18 protein-coding genes are annotated in these 22,640 nt (G+C 61.7%); 7 read left to right on the forward strand and 11 right to left on the reverse strand.

Going from position 1 to position 22,640, the window contains the following annotated elements:
• Positions 1 to 192 precede the first annotated feature (192 nt).
• The 6 genes from ACLEJR_RS07915 (at position 193) to cmoB (ending at position 7,181) form a co-directional block, all read left to right on the forward strand.
• Positions 193 to 1,506, forward strand: coding sequence for an MFS transporter (locus ACLEJR_RS07915; RefSeq protein WP_440813159.1), 1,314 nt, complete (start codon positions 193 to 195; stop codon positions 1,504 to 1,506).
• A 170-nt stretch (positions 1,507 to 1,676) separates the two neighbouring features.
• Complete coding sequence (gene lon, locus ACLEJR_RS07920) at positions 1,677 to 4,091, forward strand: endopeptidase La (RefSeq protein ID WP_440791333.1); 2,415 nt, start codon at positions 1,677 to 1,679, stop codon at positions 4,089 to 4,091.
• A 207-nt stretch (positions 4,092 to 4,298) separates the two neighbouring features.
• Positions 4,299 to 4,691, forward strand: coding sequence for a protease inhibitor I42 family protein (locus tag ACLEJR_RS07925; RefSeq protein ID WP_245144911.1), 393 nt, complete (start codon positions 4,299 to 4,301; stop codon positions 4,689 to 4,691).
• Positions 4,692 to 4,693: 2 nt separating this feature from the next.
• The gene (locus tag ACLEJR_RS07930) at positions 4,694 to 5,329 is read left to right on the forward strand and encodes a lysoplasmalogenase (RefSeq protein ID WP_440813161.1); all 636 of its coding nucleotides are present in this window, start codon (positions 4,694 to 4,696) and stop codon (positions 5,327 to 5,329) included.
• A 155-nt stretch (positions 5,330 to 5,484) separates the two neighbouring features.
• On the forward strand, positions 5,485 to 6,228 hold the full coding sequence (gene cmoA, locus ACLEJR_RS07935; protein WP_440813163.1) for a carboxy-S-adenosyl-L-methionine synthase CmoA: 744 nt from the start codon (positions 5,485 to 5,487) through the stop codon (positions 6,226 to 6,228).
• The gene (gene cmoB / locus ACLEJR_RS07940; RefSeq protein WP_440813165.1) at positions 6,225 to 7,181 is read left to right on the forward strand and encodes a tRNA 5-methoxyuridine(34)/uridine 5-oxyacetic acid(34) synthase CmoB; all 957 of its coding nucleotides are present in this window, start codon (positions 6,225 to 6,227) and stop codon (positions 7,179 to 7,181) included. The genes cmoA and cmoB overlap by 4 nt, the downstream gene beginning before the upstream one ends.
• A 190-nt stretch (positions 7,182 to 7,371) precedes the next feature.
• On the opposite strand, the gene tadA is transcribed toward cmoB, so the two are convergent.
• The 7 genes from tadA to treP all read right to left on the reverse strand — a co-directional run bounded on the left by tadA (position 7,372) and on the right by treP (position 16,942).
• Positions 7,372 to 7,869, reverse strand: coding sequence for a tRNA adenosine(34) deaminase TadA (gene tadA, locus ACLEJR_RS07945; protein ID WP_440813167.1), 498 nt, complete (start codon positions 7,867 to 7,869; stop codon positions 7,372 to 7,374).
• A complete protein-coding gene (locus tag ACLEJR_RS07950) occupies positions 7,869 to 9,245 on the reverse strand; it encodes a multicopper oxidase family protein (protein WP_440813170.1) in 1,377 nt (458 codons plus the stop codon). The genes tadA and ACLEJR_RS07950 overlap by 1 nt, the downstream gene beginning before the upstream one ends.
• Positions 9,246 to 9,526: 281 nt before the next feature.
• Complete coding sequence (locus ACLEJR_RS07955) at positions 9,527 to 9,814, reverse strand: PTS transporter subunit EIIB (RefSeq protein ID WP_440791346.1); 288 nt, start codon at positions 9,812 to 9,814, stop codon at positions 9,527 to 9,529.
• A 2-nt stretch (positions 9,815 to 9,816) separates the two neighbouring features.
• Positions 9,817 to 12,351: a phosphoenolpyruvate--protein phosphotransferase gene (gene ptsP / locus ACLEJR_RS07960; protein WP_440813171.1), complete on the reverse strand. Its 2,535-nt coding sequence runs from the start codon at positions 12,349 to 12,351 to the stop codon at positions 9,817 to 9,819.
• A 74-nt stretch (positions 12,352 to 12,425) separates the two neighbouring features.
• A complete protein-coding gene (locus ACLEJR_RS07965) occupies positions 12,426 to 13,649 on the reverse strand; it encodes a maltoporin (protein WP_440791350.1) in 1,224 nt (407 codons plus the stop codon).
• 141 nt (positions 13,650 to 13,790) lie between these two features.
• Complete coding sequence (gene treC, locus ACLEJR_RS07970; protein WP_440791352.1) at positions 13,791 to 15,437, reverse strand: alpha,alpha-phosphotrehalase; 1,647 nt, start codon at positions 15,435 to 15,437, stop codon at positions 13,791 to 13,793.
• Positions 15,438 to 15,499: 62 nt separating this feature from the next.
• Entirely contained in the window at positions 15,500 to 16,942 is a 1,443-nt protein-coding gene (treP, locus tag ACLEJR_RS07975) for a PTS system trehalose-specific EIIBC component (protein WP_440791354.1), read from the reverse strand.
• Positions 16,943 to 17,186: 244 nt separating this feature from the next.
• Here treP and treR point away from each other — a divergent pair, with 244 nt between their 5' ends.
• A complete protein-coding gene (gene treR, locus ACLEJR_RS07980; RefSeq protein WP_440791356.1) occupies positions 17,187 to 17,891 on the forward strand; it encodes a trehalose operon repressor in 705 nt (234 codons plus the stop codon).
• Positions 17,892 to 18,060: 169 nt separating this feature from the next.
• Here treR and ACLEJR_RS07985 read toward each other — a convergent pair whose 3' ends face one another.
• From ACLEJR_RS07985 to guaB, 4 genes are all read right to left on the reverse strand, one after another.
• Complete coding sequence (locus tag ACLEJR_RS07985; protein WP_440791358.1) at positions 18,061 to 18,585, reverse strand: helix-turn-helix transcriptional regulator; 525 nt, start codon at positions 18,583 to 18,585, stop codon at positions 18,061 to 18,063.
• Between the two features lie 4 nt (positions 18,586 to 18,589).
• On the reverse strand, positions 18,590 to 18,853 hold the full coding sequence (locus ACLEJR_RS07990) for a hypothetical protein (RefSeq protein ID WP_440791360.1): 264 nt from the start codon (positions 18,851 to 18,853) through the stop codon (positions 18,590 to 18,592).
• Positions 18,854 to 19,253: 400 nt separating this feature from the next.
• The gene (gene guaA / locus ACLEJR_RS07995; protein WP_440791380.1) at positions 19,254 to 20,831 is read right to left on the reverse strand and encodes a glutamine-hydrolyzing GMP synthase; all 1,578 of its coding nucleotides are present in this window, start codon (positions 20,829 to 20,831) and stop codon (positions 19,254 to 19,256) included.
• Between the two features lie 126 nt (positions 20,832 to 20,957).
• Positions 20,958 to 22,427 (reverse strand): IMP dehydrogenase, encoded by a 1,470-nt coding sequence (gene guaB, locus ACLEJR_RS08000; RefSeq protein WP_440791382.1) that lies wholly within the window; start codon positions 22,425 to 22,427, stop codon positions 20,958 to 20,960.
• Positions 22,428 to 22,640 lie beyond the last annotated feature (213 nt).

Here is a 22,640-nt window from a genome sequence, read left to right on the forward strand (position 1 = left end):
CGCTTACCCAGCACCGCCCGAACCCCGTGCTTACCCCGCACTCAGCCGGTTCCGGCCAGACCATCGCCGAAATCCGCCTCAACCCTGCGACTGTTCCTACCTGAAACAGCGACAGGGCATCTGCCCACATCCCTGGGTGTTCGACCATAATAATTCGCTCCAACGGAGCACATGACTGTCAGGGATCACCGCATGACAACCATCACTTGCAACGACGCTGTGCCTGTCCAGCCGACCAACTCAGCCAGCCGCGTGGCGACCGCGAGCTTCATCGGCACCGCTATCGAGTTCTACGATTTCTATGTCTACGCCACGGCCGCCGCCCTGGTGATCGGACCGGTGTTCTTCCCGCAAACCTCGGGTACGGCACAGATGTTGTCGTCGTTCCTGACCTTCGGCATCGCCTTTCTTGCCCGTCCGCTGGGGTCTGCGCTGTTCGGTCACTTCGGCGACCGGATCGGGCGCAAATCCACCCTGGTGGCCTCGCTGCTGCTCATGGGCGTGTGCACAACGCTGATCGGCGTGCTACCCGGCTATGCCAGTATTGGTGCCTGGGCGCCGATCCTGCTGTGTCTGCTGCGTTTTGGCCAAGGCCTTGGGCTGGGTGGTGAATGGGGCGGCGCGGCACTGCTGGCGACCGAGAATGCCCCCAAAGGCAAGCGCGCCTGGTACGGCATGTTTCCACAACTCGGGCCTTCCATCGGCTTCCTTGCAGCCAACGGGCTGTTCCTGACGCTGGCCATGAGCCTGGACGATGAGCAATTCCGCTCCTGGGGCTGGCGGATTCCATTCCTGCTCAGCGCGGTGCTGGTGGTCGTCGGCCTCTACGTCCGGCTCAAACTCCATGAAACCCCGGTGTTCGCCAATGCCATGGCGCGCCAGGAGCGGGTGAAGGTGCCGCTGGTGGAGCTGTTCAGCCAGTACTGGGCGCCGACCTTGCTCGGAGCGGCGGCGATGGTGGTGTGTTACGCGCTGTTCTACATCTCGACGGTGTTTTCCTTGAGCTACGGCGTAGCCACCCTCGGCTACAGCCGCGAAACGTTCCTCGGCCTGCTGTGCTTTGCCGTCCTGTTCATGGCCGCCGCCACGCCATTGTCGGCCTGGGCCAGCGACCGTTTCGGGCGCAAACCGGTACTGATCGTGGGCGGCGTGCTGGCGATCGCCTCGGGTTTCGCCATGGAGCCCTTGCTGACCCAGGGCTCCACCGCAAGCGTGGCGTTGTTCCTGTGCGTTGAATTGTTCCTGATGGGGGTGACCTTTGCCCCCATGGGCGCCTTGCTGCCAGAACTGTTCCCGACGCACGTGCGTTATACCGGCGCCTCGGCGGCCTACAACCTGGGGGGCATCGTCGGCGCCTCGGCCGCTCCGTTCTTCGCCCAGAAACTGGTGGCGATGGGTGGCCTGGGTTATGTCGGCGGCTACGTTTCCGCCGCTGCGCTACTCAGCGTGATCGCGGTGCTGTGTCTGAAGGAAACGCGCTATAACGATCTGAACCAGGTCGCGTGAAACACAATGTGGTGGGGAAGCGGGCTTTCTCACCACAATCACCCCTTTTGCCTGCGAACTGTCGCAAAACTGAACAACGGCTGATGAAACACCCACTAACAATCACCCACCATTGAAACCACCCCCCACCTGCCCCATCTAAGACCCATACTCCATTGCGCAGGTGCCCCATGAGCGACCAGCACTCTACTGAAGCCAAGAACGACTACGCCGATTCCGAACACATCGAACACAGCTCCACCGGCACCGGCCTGGCGCTGCCCGGCCAGAACCTGCCGGACAAGGTCTACATCATTCCAATCCACAACCGTCCGTTCTTCCCGGCCCAGGTATTGCCGGTCATCGTCAATGAAGAACCCTGGGCCGAGACCCTGGAACTGGTGGCCAAGTCCGAACATCACTCCCTGGCGCTGTTCTTCATGGACACGCCCCAGGAAGACCCGCGGCATTTCGACACCTCGGCGCTGCCGCTGTACGGCACGCTGGTCAAGGTGCACCACGCCAGTCGCGAAGGCGGCAAGTTGCAATTCGTCGCCCAGGGCCTGACCCGCGTACGCATCCGCACCTGGCTCAAGCACCATCGCCCGCCCTATCTGGTGGAGGTCGAATACCCGCACCAACCGAGCGAGCCGACCGACGAGGTCAAGGCCTACGGCATGGCGCTGATCAACGCGATCAAGGAGCTGCTGCCGCTCAATCCGCTGTACAGCGAAGAACTGAAGAACTACCTCAACCGCTTCAGTCCCAACGATCCCTCGCCCCTGACCGATTTCGCCGCCGCGCTCACCTCCGCCACCGGCAGTGAGCTGCAGGAAGTGCTCGACTGCGTGCCCATGCTCAAGCGCATGGAAAAAGTCCTGCCGATGCTGCGCAAGGAAGTCGAGGTGGCGCGGCTGCAAAAAGAGATTTCCGCAGAGGTCAACAATAAGATCGGCGAACATCAGCGCCAGTTCTTCCTCAAAGAACAGCTCAAGGTCATCCAGCAAGAACTGGGGCTGACCAAGGATGACCGCAGCGCCGATCTCGAACAGTTCGAGCAGCGCCTGGAAGGCAAGGCGTTGTCGGCCCAGGCGCAGAAGCGCATCGAAGAGGAAATGAACAAACTGTCCATCCTGGAAACCGGCTCGCCGGAATACGCCGTCACCCGCAATTACCTCGATTGGGCGACGTCGGTACCGTGGGGCGTGTACGGCCAGGACAAGCTCGACCTCAAGCATGCGCGCAAGGTACTCGACCAGCATCATGCCGGCCTGGGCGATATCAAGGATCGGATCCTGGAGTTCCTCGCCGTCGGTGCCTACAAAGGCGAGATCAGCGGCTCCATTGTGCTGCTGGTGGGCCCGCCGGGCGTGGGCAAGACCAGCGTCGGCAAGTCCATTGCCGAGTCCCTCGGGCGTCCGTTCTACCGTTTCAGCGTCGGCGGCATGCGCGACGAAGCCGAGATCAAGGGTCACCGGCGCACCTACATCGGCGCCCAGCCGGGCAAACTGGTGCAGGCGCTCAAGGACGTCGAAGTGATGAACCCGGTGATCATGCTCGACGAGATCGACAAGATGGGCCAGAGCTACCAGGGCGACCCGGCCTCGGCACTGCTGGAGACCCTCGACCCGGAGCAGAACGTCGAATTTCTCGACCATTACCTGGACCTGCGCCTGGATCTGTCGAAAGTGCTCTTCGTCTGCACCGCAAACACCCTCGATTCGATCCCCGGCCCGCTGTTGGACCGGATGGAAGTGATTCGCCTGTCGGGCTACATCACCGAAGAAAAAGTCGCTATCGCCAAGCGTCACCTGTGGCCCAAGCAACTGGCCAAGGCCGGTGTCTCCAAGGGCAGCCTGAGCATCAGCGACAGCGCCCTCAAGGCCTTGATCGACGGCTATGCCCGAGAAGCCGGGGTGCGACAGCTCGAGAAACAGCTCGGCAAGCTGGTACGCAAGGCGGTGATGAAGCTGATCGACGACCCGAAAGCCGTCATCAAGCTCGGGCCGAAGGACCTCGAAGCCTCCCTGGGCAAACCGGTGTTCCGCAACGAGCAGGTGCTGTCCGGCGTCGGGGTCATCACCGGCCTGGCCTGGACCAGCATGGGCGGGGCGACGTTGCCGATCGAAGCCACGCGCATCCACACCCTCAACCGCGGTTTCAAGCTGACCGGCCAGTTGGGTGAGGTGATGAAAGAGTCGGCGGAAATCGCCCACAGCTATGTCAGCTCGCACCTGAAACAGTTCGGCGGTGATGCGAAGTTCTTCGACGAAGCCTTCGTCCACCTGCACGTACCGGAGGGGGCCACGCCCAAGGATGGCCCGAGCGCCGGGGTGACCATGGCCAGCGCCCTGCTCTCCCTGGCCCGCAACCAACCGCCGAAGAAAGGCGTGGCCATGACCGGCGAACTGACGCTCACCGGACACGTCCTGCCGATTGGTGGCGTGCGCGAAAAAGTGATCGCGGCGCGGCGACAGAAAATCAACGAACTGATCCTGCCGGAAGCCAACCGGGGCAACTTCGAAGAACTGCCGGACTACCTCAAGGAAGGCGTCACGGTGCACTTCGCCAAGCGATTTGCGGATGTGGTGAAGGTGTTGTTCTGAGGGTTACATAGCGACTGAACTGGCCCCATCGCGAGCAAGCTCGCTCCCACAGGGTTTGGTGTGGATCACAAATGTTGTGACACCAAAAGTCTCCTGTGGGAGCGAGCTTGCTCGCGATAGCGTCATCAGCAACACCACATTCCACCTGACACACCCCGTAGCATCTTCGGTTATGCTCCCCCATTCGTCGCAAATGCCGGAGCCTTTATGTCGCCCACCCGCTTGCTCGTGCCCTTGAGCCTCGCCCTGCTGAGCGCTTGCGCAACGCAACCGAAACACAACGTGACCGTGGAGAAACTGAGCCAGTGCCCGGTGCGCCTCAATAGCGGACAGAACCTGATCCTGAGCCTGCCCAGCAACCCCACCACCGGTTATCGCTGGGCGATCCAGGATTCGGCCGGCGGCGTGTTGAAAAGCCTGGGCCCCGAGGTGTATCGCAACCCGGAGGACGCCGGCATCGTTGGCGCCGCCGGCGTATCGACCTGGCGTTTCCAGGCATTCGCCGCAGGCACCGGTCGCCTGCGCCTGACTTATCAACAACCCTGGGCGCCTGAAGTCCCACCCGTGGAAACCTTCGACTGCGCCATTGCGGTGAACTGAGCATGGGTTGGCTGATCCTCGCGTTGATGGGTGCGGCCACCTATTTGTATGGCCTGAGCGTTCACGCCACGTTGCTGTGCCTGCTGGTCAAGCCGATGCCGGTGCTGGCGCTGCTCGGTTGGCTGCATGATGCGCCGCCCGGCGAATACCGACGCTGGATCAGCCTCGGGTTGATTTTCTCGGTGGTCGGCGATGTGTTGCTGGCTTGGCCGGGGGATCTGTTCGTGTTCGGGCTGGGCGCGTTTCTATTGGCGCATCTGGCCTATCTGAAAGCCTACCTGAGCGATTGTCGCCGCCAGGCGTTGCTGCCCCTGGCCTTGGCCCTGGGGATAGGCGCGATGCTCCTGGCTATCCTGATCTCCAGTGGCCTCGGACCGTTGCTGTTTCCGGTGCTGGTCTACGGCCTGGTCATCAGCGCCATGCTCTGGCGAGCACTGGCCCGACTGGGCACCGATGTCCCTCAGCGCTCCGCCTGGCTGGCCGCCGCCGGAGCAGCGGCGTTCGTGTTCTCTGACAGCCTGATCGGTATCAACCGGTTCGTATCACCCTTCCAGACCGCCCCTTACCTGATCATCGTCAGCTATTGGCTGGGACAGTGGGGGATCACTGCGTCGGCTTTCACCCGAAAACCTTACTGAATCACCGATTAATGTGGGAGCGAGCCTGCTCGCGATAGCGATCCGTCAGTCGACATTCTTGCCTTCAGAAACACCGCCATCGCGAGCAAGCTCGCTCCTACAGTTTTTTTGGTTAAAATGCCGGCCTTTTCACTACCCATTCCGCTGGAACCGCCGTGAGCAAAGATCCCGACCGTCTATTCGCCCAACCCCTGGCCCAAGTGCCGGACTTCGCCTTCAACGAGGACGTGGTGCGGGTGTTTCCGGACATGATCAAGCGTTCGGTGCCGGGCTACCCGACCATTGTCGAAAACCTCGGCGTGCTCGCCGCGCAGTTCGCACAGCCCAATAGCGTGCTCTATGATTTGGGCGCGTCCCTGGGCGCCGTGACGCAGGCGCTGCGCCGCCACGTGCGCACCGATGGATGCCGGGTGATCGCTGTGGATAACTCGGCGGCGATGGTCGAGCGCTGCCGCGAATACCTCAACGGCCAGGATTCGATGTTCCAGGAACTGCTGCCGGTGGAAGTCATCGAGGGCGACATCCTCGCGCTCACGTTCCAACCGGCCTCGGTAGTGGCCTTGAACTTCACCCTGCAGTTCATCGCCCCGGACCAGCGCACGACCCTGTTGAGCCGCATCCACCAATCCCTGTTGCCCGGCGGCGCCCTGATCCTTTCGGAAAAGCTGCGCTTCAACGATGCCCAGGAGCACGCCCTGCTCACCGACCTGCACGTGGCGTTCAAACGTGCCAACGGTTACAGCGAGCTGGAAATCGCCCAGAAACGCAGCGCCATCGAAAACGTCATGAAGCCCGACAGCCTCGAAGAACACCGCGAACGCCTGCTGGCGGCCGGGTTCTCGAAAGTCGTGCCATGGTTCCAATGCCTGAACTTCGCCTCGTTGATTGCCCTGCCATGATCGATTTGTCCCCCCTCGCCCGCCGCCTGGCCGGCACGCCCCTGGCCGACTGGGCCGCGACGCTGCAGACGCAACTCGACCGCAAGATGGAAAAGGGGCACGGCGACCTGGAGCGCTGGCAGAGCGCCCTCGACGCCTTGCCAGTCCTGCAACCGACCGAGATCGACCTGCTGAATGGCCTGACCCTCGACACCGATTGCGCTGACGAAACCCGAGCACAAATGCGTACAGCCTTGATGGGTTTGTCGCCGTGGCGAAAAGGCCCTTTCGACCTGTTCGGGGTGCACGTGGACACCGAATGGCGTTCGGATTGGAAGTGGTCGCGGGTCGCACCGTACCTTGACCTCAAGGGCAAGCGCATCCTGGACGTGGGCTGCGGCAACGGCTATTACATGTGGCGGATGCTCGGCGCCGGCGCCGACACAGTGATCGGCGTTGATCCCAATTGGTTGTTCTTCTGCCAGTTCCAGGCCGTACAGCGCTACCTGTCACAGCCCAACGCCTGGCACCTGCCGTTCCCCTTCGAAGACCTTCCGCCAGACCTCGAAGGCTTCGACACCGTGTTCTCCATGGGTGTGTTCTACCACCGTCGCTCACCCATCGAGCACTTGCTGGCCCTGAAAGACTGCCTGGTGAAGGGCGGCGAGCTGGTATTGGAAACCCTGGTGATCGAGGGCGACGAGCATCAGGTGCTGGTCCCCGAGGACCGCTACGCGCAGATGCGCAACGTCTGGTTCCTGCCCTCGGTGCCGGCCCTGGAACGCTGGCTGCGCCGCGCCGGCTTCAGCGACGTGCGCTGCGTGGACGTGAGCCTGACGAGTGTCGAGGAACAACGCAGCACTGAGTGGATGAAGTACCAGTCATTGAGGGACTTCCTCGATCCTGCGGACCACAGCAAAACCATCGAAGGCCTGCCGGCGCCGATGCGGGCGGTGATTGTGGCGCGTAAATAGCCCTCCTATGTGAGCCAGTCCATGTTCACTTCAGGGCTGCCAATCATTGTGGCGAGGGAGCTTGCTCCCGCTCGGCTGCGCAGCTGCCGTAAAGCCTGCCAACTGGTTTTTCCCAAGGCCATGTGTTGAATGGTTTGGGGCGGCTGCGCAGCCTAGCGGGAGCAAGCTCCCTCGCCACAGGGCTATGTATTCAACCTTGCGATTTGGCCCTACGCGCCCTGAAAAACTCACTCAACACTGCGCTGCACTCCTCTGCCAGCACTCCGCCCTCGAACATCACCCGATGATTCAGAAACCCCTGGCTGAAAAACTGCCCCTGGCTCTGCACGATACCGGCCTTGGGTTCCAGGGCGCCGTAGACCACCCGGGCGATGCGCGAGTGGACGATCAGGCCGGCACACATGCTGCACGGCTCCAGCGTGACGTAGAGGGTGCTGCCGGGCAGGCGATAGTTGCTCACAGCCTGGGCGGCGGCGCGAATCGCGACCATTTCCGCATGGGCGCTGGGGTCGTGGCCGCTGATCGGGCAGTTGAAGCCGCGCCCGATGATCTCGCCGTCCTGCACCAGCACCGCGCCCACCGGCACTTCGCCCAGGGCCGCGCCTTGTACGGCGAGCGCCAGGGCTTCGCGCATGAAGTCCTGGTCACGACTGCGGTCGATGATCCGGGCGGGACGAATCTGGCGCATCACGCCACCTCGATGGCGGCCATCAGACCGGTTTCCATGTGGTCGATGACATGACAATGGAACATCCATACCCCAGGGTTATCCGCCACCAGTGCAACCTGCGCCCGCTCGTTCTTGCCCAGCAGGTAGGTGTCGGTGAAGTACGGGATGACCTTGTGCCGGTTGGAGGCGATCACCTTGAAGCTCATGCCGTGCAAATGGATCGGATGCTGGTACTGGGTCATGTTCTTCAATTCGAAAATGTAGCTCTGGCCTTTCTTCAGCGTGGCGATCGGCCGGTCGGCGCAAGTCTTGTCGGTGATGTCCCAGGCCTTGCCGTTGATCTGCCACAGACTCGGCGGCTTGCCGTTGTCCACGTTGACCGACACCGAACCGACCCATTCGAAATTGAAGTTGAGTTTTTCGGCATTGGCCAGGTCAGGCTCGGACACCGGGTTGGGCGGCAGCGCGGGTGGCCAGGCGGTCGGCGCCTCGTTGTTGGGCACCGAGCGCAAGGTACCCAGGCGTACCGGGCCATTGCGCAATGACAGTTCCTGGCCCGCCGGCGGAGCCTTGATTGCCAGGCAAATGCGCATGCCGGGACCAAGCCAGTATTCCTTGCCCAACGGGCGTGGCTCGATGGGATTGCCGTCCAGCGCATAGATCTGCGCCTCGACGCCCGGAATATTGATGCGGTAGGTCAGGGTGTTGTCCAGGTTGAGCAAGCGTACCCGAGTGATCTGCCCGGCCGGCAGGTCGATCACCGCTTGCGGCACGCCGTTGATGGTCGCCAACCGTCCAGCCGTCCCGCCCCGGGCCGCTTCACGGGGAATGCTGAATTCCACGAACTGCCCTTGCTCATCCACATGCCAGCTCTTGAGGCTCAGGGTCTGTTCGTACTTGAACCCGGTAGGCTCGCGCTCCTCGATGATCAACGGCCCGACCAGCCCACGTCCGAGCTCTTCGCTGCTGTTGACGTGCGGGTGATACCAATAGCTTCCGGCGTCCGGCACACGGAATTTGTAATCGAAGTATTCGCCCGGTAGCACGGGTAGCTGCGAGACATACGGCACACCGTCCATCTCCAGCGGCAAACGGATGCCGTGCCAGTGAATAGTGGTCGCGACCGGCAAGTGATTGATGAAACGCACCCGCAACCACTCACCCTGCCGCACCCGCAACTCGGTCCCCGGTGCCGATGGCCCGAAAGCCCAGGCCTGGGTCCTGTGCCCGGCCACCAGCTCGACATCGAGGGGCGCGGCGATCAGCTCATAATCGTGCCCGGCCTCGGCATCCGCCCGCTTACCCAACCAATACCGCGATGCGCCTCCCGCGCCAACGCCCACAACAACAAGACCGGCCAGGCCACCGAGGATTTGGCGACGGGTAAAGGACATGAACGCAACCACCTATTGAATCAGCAGCGAACCACGGGGGCTCGCAAAAGGCGAATACGATACACCCGCAGATGAGAAACGGTAAGGCCGGCAAAAATGAAAATAAAACCATGGTGGTTATCCACAAGGCTTCTGGAAGCAAGTTTCCTCGCCATGGGTCAGAGGTGTGGAGGATCAGGCAGGCTGCGAAGCCATATCCGCAGACGCCGAACGAGCCTCGACCTAGCCGCTCTTGTGGCGGGGAATCATTCCCGCTGGGCTGCGCAGCAGCCCCCGAACAGTCAACCTTGCAAGCCGGTGATCAGGTGTACCACGCCGTTTTCCAGCGTCATCACCGCCGCCACACCCGCGACGCTCAACCCGGCCCGGTCGATCCGCGCCACCTCCTGCAACTCCACCCGCAGCCGGGTCAATGCCACAGGCTGATGGGACTTGAGGTTTTCCGCGCCGCCCAGCGCGGCAATGATGGCCGGCGCCAGCCCTTCGACCGCTGCTGGCCGCTTGGGTGTATCCGGGATCAGGTCCGGGGTCAGGGCTTTCCAGAATGCCTGTTGCAGTTTGTCGAACATGTTCAGTACTCCATGGCCAAGGTGGCCGGGGCGGCCGTGGATGAATAAGTACGCAGCAGGTCACGCACCTGCTCGGCACTTTCCTGGCTCAAGGCCTGTTGAGCCAGCGTGCGGCACTCGCTCAGGTTCCATTCACGCACGCAGGCCTTGATCGCCGGAATCAGCGGCACGCTGACCGATAGCTCATCCACGCCCAAGCCCAGCAAGACCGGCACCGCCAGCGGTTCGGAGGCCAGCGCGCCACATACACCGACCCATTTGCCATGGACTCGAGCCGCCTCGGCCGTACGGGCGATCAAGCGCAGCACCGAGGGATGCAGGCTGTCGGCCTGGCTGGCCAGCCGTGGATGGTCCCGATCCATGGCCAGGGTGTATTGGGCCAGGTCGTTGGTGCCGATGGAGAAGAAATCCACTTCCGGAGCAAACAGGTCGGCCATCAGCGCCGCCGCCGGCACTTCGATCATGATGCCCAGCTTCGGCGCCTGCTCGAGCCCCAGGTGGCGGACCTCTTCGTCCAGCATCTGCCGCGCCAGGCGCAGCTCCGCCAGTTGCGTGACCATGGGCAGCATGATGTGCAACCGCGCCAGCCCCGAACAGGCGAGGATGGCCCGGAACTGTTCACGCAACAACTGCGGTCGCTCCAGGCACAGGCGAATACCGCGCATGCCCAGAAATGGGTTGGCCTCATGAGCCATCGGCACGTAGGCCAGCGGCTTGTCCCCGCCCACGTCCAGGGTGCGAACCACCAGATTGCGCTCAGGCCCCAGGGCTTGGGCGACGGCACTGTACAGGGCCGCCTGTTCGTCATGACCAGGAGGGTGTGTACGATCCAGATAAAGCAGTTCGGAGCGCAACAGCCCGACACCTTCGCCGCCCAGGCTTACGGCTTGCTCCACGTCCCGCAGCGACCCGACGTTGGCGCCGATCTCGACTCGATGACCGTCAAGGGTACAAGCCGCCTGGGCCGATTGTTCGAGGTCACGCTGATGCCGCTGGCGCCGCCGCTCACGAGTGGCCTGGAATTGCTCGATCAAGGCCTGGTCCGGATTCAGGTGCAATTCGCCATTGTCGGCGTCGAGCAGCACCTGGGTACCGTTATCAAGGCTCAGCACGGCGTGCGCCACGCCACACAGCGAGGGCAAGCCCAGTGCACGGGCGAGGATCGCGACATGGCTGGTGGCGCCACCGCCCACGGTAACGAAGCCGGCGATGCGCGAGGTGTCGAGGCTGGCGGTCTGGGACGGCGTCAGTTGCTCAGCCACGAGGATCGCCTGTTCGGGCAGGTTCCAGGCGTCGTCCTGTACGCCCAGGATCAGCTTGAGCACCCGTTGCCCGACATCCGCCAGGTCCGTTGCGCGCTCGGCCAGCAACGCGCTGCCCATTTGCTGGAACAGCGCAGCAGTCGCCTCGGTCGCGGTTTTCCAGGCGAATGCCGCGCTCTTGCCCGCGCTGATCAAGGCTTGAGCCTGCTCTAGCAGCGTGGGGTCTTCGAGCAACTCCTGATGGGCGCGAAAGATCTGCGCCTGGACACTGCCCGTCGCCTCGTCCTGCAATGCCTTCAAGGCTTGAGTCGCCTGCTCCAGCCCCTGATTCAGGGCCGCCTGCTCAATCTCGATGCCGACGCCCGCCTCTTCGATGTGCCACACCTGGGAGACGATCTGAACCACTTCGCCAAACGCCGAGCCGGGCGATGCGCAGACGCCCCGCAGCCGGCCAGGCATCGACGGTTCGACCGTCATGGCCGGCTCCGACGCCAGCGGCGCGCACACCGTTTCGCCGCATCCCGACAGCAGTAGGTGCTCCAATGCCTCGATGGCCTGTTCGGCCTGAGGGCCGGCGGCGCTGATCTGCACGCTGTCGCCCTTGACCGTCTGCAACGCCATGATCGCGACCAGTGATTTGGCATTGGCGCCGGCTTGCTGCCTATGCAGTTGGATATTGGCATCAAACCCTTTGGCTGCCTGGGCGAGCACCGCTGCAGGGCGGGCGTGCAGGCCACTTTCATTGGGCACGATCAGCGGCTTGGAAAACAGCACCGCACCCTGCTGCGCCTCGTCGACGGGACCTTGTTCCGCCGGGCACACACGCAACAACGGCGCACCGCTCTCGATACAACCCGCACCGTCCCCGAGCAGGCTGAAGGGTTCGCCACTGACTACCAGCATCAGCGTCATCAAGCTACGCGCATGCAGGGCGATGTAGTCGGCATCGAAGTCGATCAGCGGCTGGCCAGCTTCGACCCGTTGTCCCATGATCACCCGCGAGGTGAACCCCTTGCCCGCCAGATTGACCGTGTCCAGGCCAATGTGCATCAGCACCTGGACGCCGTTGTCCGCGGTGACACTCACCGCATGGGCGCTGTCCTGGAGCGTACCGATGACGCCGGCCAGCGGTGCGCAAAGGGTCTGAGAGGTCGGATCGATGCAGATGCCATCTCCCACTACCCGGCTGGAGAAGACGGGGTCCGGCACGCTGTCCAAGGGCATCAGGACACCGGACAGCGGTGCGAGCAATTGCAAAGGTTGAGTTGTGTTCATGAGGCTTCACCTGCTGCTGTCTGTTCTTTTTGGCATCGCGGGCACGCAGAGATCGGCGACCCGCGCTACACGGGTCATTTCCACCAGTATTCGACTTGCAGACCCACGTTGGAACCGTGCCGCGCACCGCCAAATACACCGCTATCCGACAGCGCCGAACCGGCGGCCAGTTCATTGGCTGCGCGCTGGGCCGCCTTGTTCCAGCTGGCATAGGTGTAATAGAGGCGTATTTCCGGGCGAGCCCAGAATTCCGGCCCCTTGGGCGACCAGGTGGGCGCAAACGTCACTTTGTTCAGCTTGCGCGTTCCAGCGCTGGCCTGCACTTGGTCGTGGCCCAATTCGGCCACCAGTTTGAACTGGTCGGTGATGGCATACGCCGGGCGTACCCCCAATGACACCCAGTCCTGGTCGGCGCCGTCGGGGCGGATGTCTTTCTGATACACCGCCTGCGCCTGCCCGCCGAAACGCGGTGTGACCTGCCAATCGAAAAACTCCACCAGACGATAACTCTTGTTGCCGTCGTCCAGTCCGGTGTCGCCGGTATACCCCAGCCCGGTGCCGGGACCCTCACCGTACTGCAAGGCCAGTTTATTCTTGCCGCCCAGGAAGTCCTGCTGCACATGCTGGGCGGTCAAGGCCCAGCCGCGGTGGGCGTCGCGACGGTCCGCCCGGTCGATGAAGCTCAGGCCGAATTCCAGCTCACCACCGGGATTGGGCTTGAAACCGGCGACGTTGAAGTCATGCCGGCTGACCGGATCTTTCTGGTAAAGGTTGTCCTTGCGCGAGAAAGCGTAGCTGTACTTCAACCCGCCGATCAGCACATCCTCGATCCCGCCACCGGTAGCACTCTGGTTCCAGTAGTAGAAATCCGAGATATGGATGTCGTTACGTTTGTAGTAACGCCGACCGGCCCACAGCGACCCGCCGTTCAGTCTGGGCATGTTCGACCATTGGGCATACATCTGCGGCATGCGTGCCGAGCCGTTCTCACCCTGAAAGGTCGGCGTGCGGTCATAGCGGTTGTACAGCGATGCCATACCGTCCACGCTCAGCACCGAACCGTCGTCGAGGGTGAAAAGATCCTGGCGCAATTCCAATTCCCCGTACTGCTCGCATTCATTGCCCAACCGATATTTGGTCTGCGCACCAGGTAATTGGAAGCAGGATTGAGAACGGCCGTTGGTCGCGCTGCCGACGCCGCTGCGCAGATAGCCGGAAAACTCCAGGGCCTGAACCGGGAATGGCAACGCCAGGCAGATACAGGACGCGGCAAGGCCACGGTTTATTATTGTTTTCATACGCCTCTCCATCATTTCTTATTGTTTTTCTGCTCCATGACTCCCCACTTGGCCACCATTTGGCTGGCGACAAAGGGCCCACAATGCGTCTGGCGCAACGTGTTCGCTGTCAGGCATCGCCTGGGTCAGGGGAAGTTGTATTCAGTCGCTCAGGTGCAACACGAACGACTCGTAGGGCCGCAGGCGCAGCCGTCGGTATCGATGCTCAGCGGCCTCGTAATTGCCGATCACCCAGCGCTGCTTCGTGCCATCGGTGAGGATCCCTTCGGGCAGCTCAACCTCGCGGTCGCTCCCATGAAAATGGCTGACTACCAGCAGGCGCTCGCCCTGCCCTTCGCGCAGGTACGCCCATACGTGCGGATGTTCAGGCAACAGCAGGCGATAGACACCGTCCTGGATCAAGGCTTCGCTGCGGCGCAGGGCGATCAACTGACGGTAGTAATGCAGCACCGAGGTCGAGTCTTTCTGTTGTTGTTCCACATTGATAAAGGCTGCATTGGCAGGTATGCCAATCCAGGGCTCGGCCCGGCTGAAACCCGCGTTCGGCCCGGCACTCCATTGCATTGGCGTGCGCCCGTTGTCACGGGACTTCTGCATGATCGGCGCCATGGCCTCGGCTTCGGGCTCTCCGGCGTTGCGTTTGAGGCGATAGATGTTCAGGGTTTCCACATCGCGGTATTGCTCGATGTGCTCGAACCCCGGATTGGTCATGCCCAGTTCCTCGCCCTGGTACACGAATGGCGTGCCCTGAAGAAAGTGCAACGCTGTGGCGAGCATCTTCGCCGAGGACACGCGGTACTCACCGTCGTCCCCGAACCGCGACACCACCCTTGGCTGGTCATGGTTACACCAGAACAGCGCATTCCAACCGTGCCCGGCCTGCATGCCGACCTGCCAGTCGGACAGGATGCGTTTGAGTTCGAGAAAATCGAAGTCGGCCCGCACCCACTTTTGCAGGTTCGGGTAATCGACCTTCAAGTGATGGAAATTGAAGGTCATCGACAGTTCGCGGGAGGCCGGGCAGGAATAACGAACGCAGTGCTCAAGGCTGGTGGATGACATCTCGCCGACGTTGATCAGGTCGAACCCTTCGAAGACTTCCCGATGCATTTCCTGCAGGTAACGGTGCACGTTGGGGCCGTCGGTGTAGAAGCGCCGACCGTCCGTGTGATCGTCAGGGAAGTCGACCGGCTTGGAGATCAGATTGATCACATCGAGACGAAAGCCCCCCACCCCTTTGTCCCGCCAGAAACGCATCATCTTGAACACTTCGGCGCGCACCTGGGGATTGTCCCAGTTCAGGTCGGCCTGGGTATGGTCGAACAGATGCAGGTAATACTGGCCGGTCTGCGCTTCATATTCCCAGGCCGAGCCGCCGAACTTGGACTCCCAGTTGTTCGGCCGGTCCCGCCAGATATAGAAATCGCGGTACGGGTTGTCGAGGCTGCTGCGGGCGGCCTGGAACCAGGGATGCTCGATGGAGGTGTGGTTGACTACGATATCGAGCATCAGCTTGATACCACGCTTGCGTGCCTCCGTGATCAACAGCTCGCAGTCGGCCATGGTGCCGTAGCTGGGGTCGATGGCGTAGTAGTCGCTGATGTCGTAGCCATTGTCCCGTTGCGGCGAACGCAGGAACGGCGTCAGCCACAGGTAGTCCACACCCAGCCAGTGCAAGTAGTCGAGCTTGTCCACCACCCCTAGCAAATCACCGGTGGCCTGGCCGCCGTGACTGTAGAAACTCTTGGGATAGATCTGGTAGATCACCGAGCGTTGCCAGTCTTGCATGTGCGATTCCTTCAGTCTGATTTGTGCAGGCCTCGTGGGCCTCATCGTGCAAGCACCGCAAGTCATGCCACCCGATACCCCGGCCGGACGATCTTCATGCTCAACGCGCAGGTCAGGGCAAAGGGCACGCTCATGGCGATGACCATGCCGACCACAAACATCGGTATGAAGTCAGGCACGATCGAAATGAACCCCGGCAGCCCTCCTACGCCAATCGCCGAGGCCTTGATCTTGTTCAGCGACAGGAAAATGCAGCCCAGGGCCGAACCGACCAAGGCGCAATAGAAAGGGAATTTGTAGCGCAGGTTGACCCCGAACATCGCCGGCTCCGTGATCCCGAAGTAGGCGGAAATCGCCGAAGTGGACGCCATGCTCTTGTCCCGCGCATTGCGGGTCATGTAGAACACCGCCAGCGCCGCACTGCCCTGGGCCAGGTTGGACATGACGATCATCGGCCAGATGAAGGTGCCACCCTGGGTCGAGATCAACTGAAGATCCACGGCCAGGAACATATGGTGCATCCCGGTCACCACCAGCGGTGCATAGAGCAGGCCGAAGATCGCTCCGCCAATGACCGGCGCCAGGTCGAACAGCGCCACCATGCCTTCGGTGATCAGGATCCCCAGATGCCGGGTGACCGGACCGATGACGGCAAGCGCCAGTACTCCGGTGATCACGATCGTGGTGATGGGGATCACCAGCAGTTGGATCGCGTTGGGCACGCGGGCTCGCAACCACCGCTCGATCACGCTCATGACATAGGCCGCCAGCAGGATCGGCAGGATCTGCCCCTGATAGCCGACTTTCTCGATCTGGAACCAACCGAAGATATCGAAGTACGGCAGGCTCTGGCCATCCAGCCCCGCCACGGCCTTGCCGTAGTTCCAGGCATTGAGCAAGTCCGGGTGGACGAGCATCAGCCCCAGCACGATGCCGAGAATCTCGCTGCCCCCGAAACGCTTGGCCGCCGACCAGCCCACCAGGGCCGGCAGAAAGACGAAGGAGGTATTGGCCATCAGATTGATCAGGCTCCAGACGCCATCCAGGTTCGGATAGGCATCGAGCAACGTCTGCCCGGCGATGAACATGCCCTTGGCGCCCAGCAGGTTGTTGACGCCCATCAGCAGGCCGGCAATCACCAGGGCGGGCAGGATGGGCATGAACACATCGGACAACACCCGCACCAGGCGCTGCATGCCGTTGCCCTTCTGAGCGCCCTGTCGCTTGACGTCGGCAATGGTCGCTGCGGCCAGGCCGGTCAGCTCGCGCAAGGCGGCATAGACTTTTTCCACCTCCCCCGGACCAATGACGACCTGGAACAGGCCCCCGGTAAAAAACGAGCCCTTGACCAGGTCGATCTGGTTCAGCGTGGCACTGTCCACCCGGGCCGCATCCTTGAGGGACAGGCGCAGTCGCGTCACACAGTGGGCGGCCTGCTCGATGTTGTCGACGCCACCCAAGCTTTGTAGCAGCTCACTGGCGATTCTGGAGTAATCGTGGCTCATGCTTTTTTCTTCCGCGTCATTCTTGTTATTGAGAGTCGACAGCACGTGGAAGAGAAAGTACTCGTCTGTACGAGTTAAATCAACAACTCGTACAGACGAGTTGTGAAATTGTTTATGATGACACCTCGCCAAAGCAGGAAACGTCCTACGCTCCTGTCGTCGAATAATTACAGCCGAATGGACAAATCCCCACTCGGCCCTTAAGGTTCCGCCCCGGTGAACAGCGCAGTACAGAGCCCTCTGCATGAGTAAATACAACCAGATCTACAATGATCTGCTGAGCAGCATTACCACCGAACGCCTCGAGCGTGGCGCCCGCCTGCCTTCGGAAACCGAACTGATGGACAGCTACCAGGCCAGCCGTGGCACGGTACGCAAGGCCATCGAACAACTTCAGGAACGCGGTTTTGCTCAGAAAATCCATGGCAAGGGCACCTTCGTGCTGTCGACGTCCCCCATCGAATTCCAACTCGGCGGAATCGTCAGTTTCCAGGAAACGTATCCGCGCCTGGGCGACGATGTCAGCACCGATGTGGTCGAGTTCACTCAACTGCCGCTGGAAGGCGCCCTGCTGGAGCACATCAAGGCGCCCGCCGGCAGCCAGGTGACGCGCATCAAGCGTGTGCGGCGAATCGACGGCAAACGGGTGATCCTGGATATCAACCATTTCGTCAGCGACGTGATCCCCGGCCTGACCCGCGACATCGCCGAACGGTCGATCTACGCCTTCATCGAGCAGACCTTGCAACTGCAAATCGCCTATGCCCAGCGCACCATCGAAGCTGTCCGGTGCGCAAAGGATGACCAGCAGCACCTTGACCTCGACGGTCAAAGTCATGTCATCGTGGTCAGCAACCAGACCTTTCTCCAGGACGGCCGGCAGTTCGAGTACACCGAATCACGGCATACCCTCGACAAGTTCTATTTCTCGGATGTAGCGCGGCGTTGAAGTCGACGGGGTCCGCCTGAGCGGCGGCCAAGGCATGGTTCAATGATTCAAACAACGTAGCCGTTTCCTTTGAAACGCAGTTGCCCACTGCATCACGAATGCGCCCACCTGCGGTTCGATATGGCTTTCGACGCTACACAAACGCAGTAAAGCGATACCGCTTTTTCCGTCAGCCAACCAAAGCGTCCAACTCTTCGCAAGCCATACCAGGTAACCGTCGACCTTCTTTCGCAACGTTGACCTGCAGCGCCACCTGGGCCACATCCAATACATTCTGGGCCAGCAAATAGTTGCCCTTGGCCTGCAGCCAGTTCAGCACGTCCGCCAGATGCCAGATAGAAACGCTTCCCTCATGCACTGGCGTCGGGAAGGTGCTCGGATGAGCCAACATCAACTTGCGCATGTTCTGCCGAGACATACCTACAATCTCGGCTACGTCGGTCAGCCCGACCAAATCAGGCGCTACTTCGATCAACCTTGCCGACGGCACCGTGCGATGGACGTCGGCCAGAGCGCTGAACACCGCCTTGACCGCATCAGGAGCATCGCGAGTGAACTCAAGCGCTAACCGTCCCGGTTGCCCGATACCCACCAAGGCATCGTCGCAGCCCGCTTCTCCCAGGCGCTCGACCAGTTCATCCATGGCACCGCCATCGTGAGCAAGCTGATACTTCAAGGTAAAGGTATATTCCATTGTTCTATTCCTCAGCGTCGCGTCGATTGCGATACGCAGTGCAATTGTCCACGACACGTCGCAATGCTCGCGCATGATTGCCAGGGTTCTTCGGCGTGCTCCATATCGAGGTGATGCAGAACTCGCCACAGCGGCATTGCACCTCTTTGTAGGGACAATAAACCCGCCCCCACGCGTGACTGCCGCCAACGTCTACGCGCCACCCCAGACTTTCAGCATATCTAAGCGATTCTTCGATTTCTTTTTTCGGGTGCGTTGGACGAATCATCCGTGATCCCCAGTATTCGCATGAGCCGTAAAGTTGTCAAATGACAACCGCGCTGATTTCGAATGGCTGCGCTACCCGCAGCTCATACTGCTCGATGATAAGCGTGTCTCAGTTCCCGCCGAGACGGCAATCGTAGCGAAAGGTGACAGGGAAGGTGCATGAAGGGCCTCAGCGGTCGACGGGCTTTCCCGGGCGATACCGATCAAACACGCCAGCGTCCGCGAGAGCGGAGGACGCCAACGAAATCAAATACTATTGCCGGTCGGCCGTCGCCATGTTCATCGCCGCGTACGCGACGCGAGCTGCGACCGATCAGACAGTGCCAGGCTGAAAACGTAAAAAAGCCCGCAGTTACGCGGGCTTGAAGATGCTTTAGTGCCGGTTTATGCCGGACGCGGGATCATTCCCACTCAATCGTCGCCGGCGGCTTGCTCGACACGTCATAGGTGACGCGGGAGATGCCGTCGATTTCGTTGATGATCCGCCCGGAGACAGTCTCCAGCAGCTCATACGGCAGGTGTGCCCAGCGAGCGGTCATGAAGTCGATGGTTTCCACCGCACGCAGCGCCACGACCCAGGCGTAACGACGACCATCGCCAACCACGCCAACGGATTTCACCGGCTGGAACACCACAAAGGCCTGGCTGACCTTGTGGTACCAGTCGGCCTTGCGCAGTTCTTCGATGAAGATGTGGTCGGCGCGACGCAGCAGGTCGGCGTATTCCTTCTTCACTTCACCGAGGATCCGCACACCCAGGCCCGGGCCCGGGAAGGGGTGGCGGTAGACCATGTCGTACGGCAGGCCCAGTTCAAGGCCGAGGCGACGCACTTCGTCCTTGAACAATTCGCGCAGCGGCTCGACCAGCTTGAGGTTCATTTCTTCCGGCAGGCCACCGACGTTGTGGTGGGACTTGATCACGTGGGCCTTGCCGCTCTTGGCGCCGGCCGACTCGATCACGTCGGGGTAGATGGTGCCTTGGGCCAGGTACTTGATGTTGTCCAACTTGCAGGATTCGGCATCGAACACGTCGATGAAGGTACGGCCGATGATCTTGCGCTTCTTCTCCGGGTCGGACTCGCCGGCCAGGTTGGCCAGGAACTGCTCTTCGGCGTTGGCGCGGATCACCTTGACGCCCATGTTCTCGGCGAACATGGCCATCACTTGCTCGCCTTCGTGCAGGCGCAGCAGGCCGTTGTCGACGAAGACGCAGGTCAGTTGGTCGCCGATGGCCTTGTGCAGCAGCGCGGCAACCACCGAGGAATCGACGCCGCCGGACAGGCCCAGCAGCACGTTGTCGGTGCCGACCTGCGCGCGTACCTGGGCGATGGCGTCTTCCGCGATCTTCGAGGGGGTCCACAGCGCTTCACACTCGCAGATGTCGAGGATGAAACGCGACAGGATCCGGCCGCCCTGCTTGGTGTGAGTCACTTCAGGGTGGAATTGCACGCCATAGTAGCGACGCTCGTCGCTGAACATGCCGGCAATCGGGCAGCTCGGGGTGCTGGCGAGGATGTGGAAGTCTTCCGGCATCTTGGTGACTTTGTCACCGTGGCTCATCCACACGTCCAGGCCGAACAGGCCGTCGGCATCGATATGATCTTCGATGCCGTCCAGCAGGCGGCTCTTGCCGACCACGTCGACGCGGGCATAACCGAACTCACGCAGGTCGGAACCCTCGACCTTGCCGCCCAGTTGCTCGGCCATGGTCTGCATGCCGTAGCAGATACCGAAAACCGGTACGCCCAGGTCGAACACCGCTTGCGGGCAGCGCGGGCTGTTGGCTTCGTGCACGGACTCGGGGCCGCCAGCGAGGATGACGCCCTTGGGCGCGAATTCGCGAATCGCTTCGTCATCCATGTCGAACGGATGCAGTTCGCAATACACGCCGATTTCACGCACGCGGCGGGCGATCAGCTGGGTGTACTGGGAACCGAAGTCGAGGATCAGGATGCGGTGAGCGTGAATGTCGAGGGCCATGACTCATTCTCTGATGCAGCTGCAAGCTTCAAGCCGCAAGCTGCCAGTTGATCGGGGAGAACGCGGTAGTCGCTGCAGCGCAACTACCGCTTGTAGCTTGTAGCTTGTAGCCTGCCGCTGTCGGCATCAGCCGACCCGGTAGTTCGGCGCTTCCTTGGTGATCTGCACATCGTGGACGTGGGACTCGGCCATGCCGGCACCGGTGATGCGTACGAACTCCGGCTGGGTGCGCATCTCTTCGATGTTGGCGCTGCCGGTGTAGCCCATGGAAGAACGCAGGCCGCCCATCAGCTGATGGATGATGGCGGTCAGGGTGCCTTTGTACGGCACGCGACCTTCGATGCCTTCCGGTACCAGCTTCTCGGCGCCCGCAGAGGAGTCCTGGAAGTAACGGTCGGAAGAACCCTGGGCCTGGGACATGGCGCCCAGCGAACCCATGCCGCGGTAAGCCTTGTAGCTACGGCCCTGGAACAGCTCGATCTCACCCGGTGCTTCTTCGGTACCGGCGAACATCGAACCCATCATCACGCTGTAGGCACCGGCAACGATGGCCTTGGACAGATCACCGGAGAAACGGATGCCGCCGTCGGCGATCAACGGGACACCCGTGCCTTCAAGGGCAGCGGCAACGTTGGCGATGGCGCTGATCTGCGGGACGCCGACGCCGGCGACGATTCGAGTGGTGCAGATCGAGCCAGGGCCGATACCGACCTTGACCGCGTCTGCGCCGGCTTCGACCAGGGCCTTGGCGGCAGCGCCGGTGGCGATGTTGCCGCCGATGACCTGCACGTCAGGGAAGTTCTGCTTGACCCAGCGAACACGGTCGATCACGCCTTTGGAATGGCCATGGGCGGTGTCGACGACCACCACGTCCACGCCGGCATTGACCAGGGCGGCGACGCGGTCACCGGTGTCCTTGCCGGTGCCGACCGCAGCGCCGACGCGCAGGCGGCCTTGGTCGTCCTTGCTGGCAAGTGGGTAGGCCTTGGCTTTTTCGATGTCGTTAACGGTCATCATGCCCTTGAGGGCGAACTTGTCGTCGACGATCAGCACGCGCTCGATACGATTCTTGTGCAGCAGCTCGCGGACTTCGTCCTTGCTGGTGCCTTCCTTGACCGTGACCAAGCGCTCCTTGGGCGTCATCACCTGACGGACGGTGGCGTCCAGGCGGTTCTCGAAGCGCACGTCGCGGGAAGTGACGATGCCGACCAGGTCGCCATCGTGCAGCACCGGAACGCCCGAGATGTTGTGCATGCGGGTCAGTTCGAACAGATCGCGAACCGTGGCGTCAGCCTCGATGGTGATCGGGTCCTTGACCACGCCAGCCTCGAACCGCTTGACCTTGCGCACTTCGGCGGCCTGCTGTTCGATGGTCATGTTCTTGTGGATGATACCGATACCGCCTTCCTGGGCCATGGCAATGGCCAGACGGGCTTCGGTCACGGTGTCCATGGCGGCGGACACCAGCGGAATATTCAACTCGATGCCACGGGTGAGACGGGTTTTGAGACTGACTTCGTTAGGCAGTACCTCGGAATAACCGGGCACTAGGAGAATGTCGTCGAAGGTCAGGGCTTCTTGGCTGATACGCAGCATCGCGGGGGCTCCCGAGCGGGAAAATGGAAGCGCGCCATTATACTCATGCACCCCGCCTGGCTCAATGTAAAACTCTGTCTATTATTGCCCGCGTGATTGATGGGCCAAATCATTGCATTGCTACCCTACACCGAACCCGTGGCGAGGGAGCTTGCTCCCGCCAGGTCGGTCCGACGCCTCGGGCGTAGCGACCGCAAAAAGCAAGGGGCCGCT

The organism is Pseudomonas sp. SMN5 (assembly GCF_052041925.1).
Taxonomy (GTDB): Bacteria; Pseudomonadota; Gammaproteobacteria; order Pseudomonadales; family Pseudomonadaceae; genus Aquipseudomonas.

Excerpts from the sequence above, each read along its gene's own strand:
- ACLEJR_RS07915 (WP_440813159.1), top strand. The coding sequence starts at position 193 with ATGACAACCATCACTTGCAACGACGCTGTGCCTGTCCAGCCGACCAAC.
- lon (WP_440791333.1), top strand. The coding sequence starts at position 1,677 with ATGAGCGACCAGCACTCTACTGAAGCCAAGAACGACTACGCCGATTCC.
- ACLEJR_RS07925 (WP_245144911.1), top strand. The coding sequence starts at position 4,299 with ATGTCGCCCACCCGCTTGCTCGTGCCCTTGAGCCTCGCCCTGCTGAGC.
- ACLEJR_RS07930 (WP_440813161.1), top strand. The coding sequence starts at position 4,694 with ATGGGTTGGCTGATCCTCGCGTTGATGGGTGCGGCCACCTATTTGTAT.
- cmoB (WP_440813165.1), top strand. The coding sequence starts at position 6,225 with ATGATCGATTTGTCCCCCCTCGCCCGCCGCCTGGCCGGCACGCCCCTG.
- tadA (WP_440813167.1), bottom strand. The coding sequence starts at position 7,869 with ATGCGCCAGATTCGTCCCGCCCGGATCATCGACCGCAGTCGTGACCAG.
- ACLEJR_RS07950 (WP_440813170.1), bottom strand. The coding sequence starts at position 9,245 with ATGTCCTTTACCCGTCGCCAAATCCTCGGTGGCCTGGCCGGTCTTGTT.
- ACLEJR_RS07955 (WP_440791346.1), bottom strand. The coding sequence starts at position 9,814 with ATGTTCGACAAACTGCAACAGGCATTCTGGAAAGCCCTGACCCCGGAC.
- ptsP (WP_440813171.1), bottom strand. The coding sequence starts at position 12,351 with ATGAACACAACTCAACCTTTGCAATTGCTCGCACCGCTGTCCGGTGTC.
- ACLEJR_RS07965 (WP_440791350.1), bottom strand. The coding sequence starts at position 13,649 with ATGAAAACAATAATAAACCGTGGCCTTGCCGCGTCCTGTATCTGCCTG.
- treC (WP_440791352.1), bottom strand. The coding sequence starts at position 15,437 with ATGCAAGACTGGCAACGCTCGGTGATCTACCAGATCTATCCCAAGAGT.
- treP (WP_440791354.1), bottom strand. The coding sequence starts at position 16,942 with ATGAGCCACGATTACTCCAGAATCGCCAGTGAGCTGCTACAAAGCTTG.
- treR (WP_440791356.1), top strand. The coding sequence starts at position 17,187 with ATGAGTAAATACAACCAGATCTACAATGATCTGCTGAGCAGCATTACC.
- ACLEJR_RS07985 (WP_440791358.1), bottom strand. The coding sequence starts at position 18,585 with ATGGAATATACCTTTACCTTGAAGTATCAGCTTGCTCACGATGGCGGT.
- ACLEJR_RS07990 (WP_440791360.1), bottom strand. The coding sequence starts at position 18,853 with ATGATTCGTCCAACGCACCCGAAAAAAGAAATCGAAGAATCGCTTAGA.
- guaA (WP_440791380.1), bottom strand. The coding sequence starts at position 20,831 with ATGGCCCTCGACATTCACGCTCACCGCATCCTGATCCTCGACTTCGGT.
- guaB (WP_440791382.1), bottom strand. The coding sequence starts at position 22,427 with ATGCTGCGTATCAGCCAAGAAGCCCTGACCTTCGACGACATTCTCCTA.